General features: G+C 42.4%; 3 protein-coding genes and 1 pseudogene. All 4 read right to left on the bottom strand.

Annotated features, from left to right (window positions below; all coding sequences use genetic code 11):
* Positions 1 to 365 (bottom strand): annotated as a pseudogene (locus tag PHR85_RS15075) (hypothetical protein); the annotation flags it as partial.
* Positions 350 to 1,594, bottom strand: coding sequence for a M48 family metallopeptidase (locus tag PHR85_RS15070; protein ID WP_300055994.1), 1,245 nt, complete (start codon positions 1,592 to 1,594; stop codon positions 350 to 352). The pseudogene PHR85_RS15075 and the gene PHR85_RS15070, both read right to left, overlap by 16 nt.
* A gap of 34 nt (positions 1,595 to 1,628) precedes the next feature.
* Positions 1,629 to 1,826 (bottom strand): hypothetical protein, encoded by a 198-nt coding sequence (locus PHR85_RS15065; protein WP_300055991.1) that lies wholly within the window; start codon positions 1,824 to 1,826, stop codon positions 1,629 to 1,631.
* A gap of 116 nt (positions 1,827 to 1,942) precedes the next feature.
* Positions 1,943 to 4,009, bottom strand: coding sequence for a TonB-dependent receptor (locus PHR85_RS15060; RefSeq protein ID WP_300055989.1), 2,067 nt, complete (start codon positions 4,007 to 4,009; stop codon positions 1,943 to 1,945).
* Between the last annotated feature and the right edge of the window lie 70 nt (positions 4,010 to 4,079).

The raw sequence follows: 4,079 nt of genomic DNA, 5'->3' as shown, positions 1-4,079 counted from the left end.
CCTACCCCTACTTCAACAACGGTTATCGCTTCATCAGCTGAAACACGTGCCAGTACTTCATCGATAAGATGCTCTGTTTCAGGTCGGGGAATAAGGGCACCCTCATCGATATAAAATTCACGGCTGTAAAAGCTGACCCGATTTGTGAGATACTCAAGCGGGACATTACGGCTGCGCTTTTCGATCCACTCCAAAAGCAAAGGCGCTTGATCATCGATCTCATCATCTTGACGGGTAATAAAATAGAGTTGATCTTTTTTAAGATAGGCCATCAACAGAAGTTCCGCTTCACGACGGGGAGAGTCTACAACCCCTTCCAGTCGTGCCGTCACTTCGGCATGCAGCTCTTTTAGTCTTTTGGACATGGATCGGCGTATCCCGAATCGATTTGAACGTATATGTCTGCACCCAAAGCGCGAAGACGTTCAACCACCGGAGGATGGGTCGTATGAAAAAATCGGTATAGAGGATGCGACAGTGGGAAACTTTTGTTTTCACTCACCAGTTTTTTCAATGCATTGACCAAATGTTCCGCTCCGCCGAGTTCCGCTCCGGTTTGGTCTGCCTCGTACTCGTTATGTCGGCTTACCAATCCCATAAGCGGCATCATGACAAAGCTGACGACCGGAAGGAGAAGGATAAAGAGCACCATAATAATCTGAGGGCTTTGGGCAACACCAAGCTCCATATAAAGCGTTTCGGGGAGATTCCCGAAAAGTGCAAACATTGCAAACAGCATGGCCCCTACCATCGCGATATTTTTGTATAAATCGCCGTGCGCAAAGTGACCCAGTTCATGACCTAAAACAGCAATCAGTTCCGAAGGAGAGAGTTTTTGGATCAGCGTATCGAACAATACGACCCGTTTTGTTTTGCCGAGTCCTCCGAAATACGCGTTCAGACGTGCATCGCGTTTACTCGCATCACTGATGAAAACACCGCTGCTGACGAAGCCTGTTTTAGCCATCAATGCCTCAATCTGCTCTCGTAACTCAGGATTTTCCAAAGGAGTTACTTTATCAAAAAAGAGTGCTCGGATGGTAGGAAAAAACATATTGATCGCAATCACGACCGCAAAAATAAAGACGAATGTCCAAAGCCACCACATCGCACTCGACGTAATAATCATCGATACAATCCACACCATCAGACTTCCGATAACGATTGTCAAAAGAGTACTAATCAATGTATCTTTGACAAACTGAGCTACAGAAGAACGGTTAAATCCGTATTGGGCATCAATTTTGAATTTTGCAATCCAGCCAAAAGGGAGCTGAACCAATGAATTGATCAGAACCATTCCCATAACCACAACAATAGCATGAACGCTCTGGCTTTGTACGGCAAACGCCTCGTCCAACCATCGCATCAAACCGCCGATCCATATTAGAAAGAGACCGAACTCGACAAACGTTTCAAACATTCCGAGTTTTTCTTTCGCTACGGCATAATTTGCGGCGTCCAAGTATTCACGTTCACCCATCAGAACTGCGCCTCTGCGCTTGATCTGATTGATATATCCGATTTGCATTACGCTTACATAGAGTCTAACAAGAATATAAAACGTATAAATTCCTATGATAGTGGCAGTCATAAAGCTCCTTGGATTAAAAAGGAGAATTTTACCATCATTTTCCAGGTACTTTAGTGATTGAATCTTGTACAGGGATTGAATCATTTACATTGCCGAAATAGCTCTTTGCTCCCCAAAAAATCAATCCAATCAATATTCCGCTGATAATGACCGTCCAGACGATCTTTTTTTTAGGCCCTTTTAGAGTGTCGTAATCCTCAATTGAACTTAATGTCGGTTCGTTGTCTACCATAGGTATCTCCTCGTGATTGTAGTGTAAGAATAGTAGCCATATTAGCCTATAAACGGTTAATGAATCCCCCCTAAAATGACGTTTTAAGGTTGGATATTGGTTTGTTTTATCGTCAATTACCAACGCCCTTCAAGCGAAAGCAAAATTTGCGGCGATGAGTGCTCTTTATCAGTTTGAGTTTCGATTAACGTCCCTGAAGTATCGTAATATTTTGAGGTAGATGCAATCGTATTTGACGTAATATTTTTTAGATTCAAGCCCAATTTAAAGGTCGAATTGAGCCGTTTGGTCGCATACAGATCAAATACGCCATACCCTTTTTGTGACTCTGAGAAACCGTTTTCATCAATAGGATCATCATATCCGCCGACATATCGATAGGCTGCACCATACGTTATCCGTGATGATTTCAAAGTATGATCAACCCCGATGTTATACAAAAAATTTGAGGTCTGTTTAATCGGACGGGTGAAGCCATTGACGGTTATATTAGAGTCTTGGTAGGTTGCATTGGCAAAAACTCCTAGGCCATCAACAATCGCATCAAGTGACTTTTTCAATTCGAACTCGCTTCCCCAGAGTTGCCCATTGCCGGCATTGTACGGCCGTGCCAGATATCTGCCGCTTCCGCTATCAAATGTCGTCATAGTTTCAATCTTATCGGTGATATTTCTATAAAAACCGCCGATACTGACAATCCCGTTCTCTCCAAAAAAATGCTCTCCCCGAAGTTCATAGCTCAGAGCCTGTTCTTCTTTCAGATCTGGATTTCCGATATGATCGGGGTGATGAATATCGTTTTGATAGAGTGAACTTACTAAGGTACCGGCTAAATCATTTAACCTCGGCAATCTAACCGTTTTAGCGATACTTGCCCGTAAATTATCATTCGGAGTCAGTTTGTAAAGAAGATGAAAAGAGGGAGCCAAATAATCGATGTTTGATGTTTGTCCAAAGTCACGCGATACATTTTCATATCGAATTCCCGGAGTCATAACCAAGTTGTCGCCATAGCTAATCTCATCTTGGACGTACACTGCGCCTCGATTTTCACTCAAGGTCAAATTATCCACCGATACGGTTCCCGTATTGAGAATCACTTCATTGTCTTGGTACACGTGTTTTAACTCAATCCCTGTTTTTATAAAATGATCGCCCTTGGCAATTGAATAATCGGTACTTGCACCATAAAAACGCAGCAATGTAGTGTCATTTTGTGTCTCAAGACTTGGTGTCGGAGATATCTCCTCGGAAGAGTTCTCCCCTTTTTCTTTATTTTGATGGAATTTGAGTTTCCACTCCAGTAATTCACTGCCTGATAGATGGTATTCACCTCCTATCTTGGACCATATCATCACATCATTGGCTTTATCAATATTTTTACGCACCGTATTTGTTGAGCCGGACGTACTATCATCCGTATCGGTTTGAGTATTTCTAAGTGAAAGTGTGCCGTCATAGGTATATTTTTCTTTTGACGATGGGGTATAAATCAGTTTTGTCGTCACATTGAGCATCTTGTCATTCGACTTATCATCACGGACTTCATGCTGTGCAGACGTCTTATAGGTATCTATGTTTTCCGTATCCGATTTTTTATTATCTGTTACGGTTGCATTGACAATATACGAAAATTTATCAATTTTTCCTTCTCTTTGCGCATACAGTGTCGCCAAAGGGCGATCTTTATAGGACCCTAAAGTCAATTTAGCCTTTGTAGCGCCTTGTGATTTTAGTTTTTTAAGGACGATGTTGACGATCCCGCCCATCGCTTCAGCCGTATATTCAGCCGAACCGTTAGTCATTACTTCAATACGTTCGATCATATCCGGAGATATTTGTTCCAACGGACTAGGACTGCGTTTAGAACCGGTTGAGGCATCCTCGCCGTCTATAAGGACAACCGTATACCCTTTACCTGGAGCCCCTTTTTTCGTTTTCCCTTCCGGAATCGTCACACCGGGCGTTCTTTTGAGAATTTCAAGGGCATTTTGATCTCCGTATTGGGTCAATTCTTCACCGCGGATAATCCGTTTTGCAATCGAGTTTTCTTTACGCTCTTCGAGTGTTTGAACCGTATCTTGTACTTCTATTTTATCCAGCTGCAGTATCTCTTGTGCACATACGCTTGAAATACTCATTCCGGATGTAAGTAAGATGGGAAATAAAAAACGATGGGTCACAGTCTTTCCTGCTATTTATAAGAGATTTAAAATGTCAGTATTTTATCCAATATAATGCTGGAGTCGTATT

The organism is Malikia sp. (genome assembly GCF_028687635.1).
Classification (GTDB): domain Bacteria; phylum Pseudomonadota; class Gammaproteobacteria; order Burkholderiales; family Burkholderiaceae_C; genus Malikia.
Note: the sequence above shows the minus strand (reverse complement) of the source record. Positions and strands in the feature narration are given on the sequence as shown.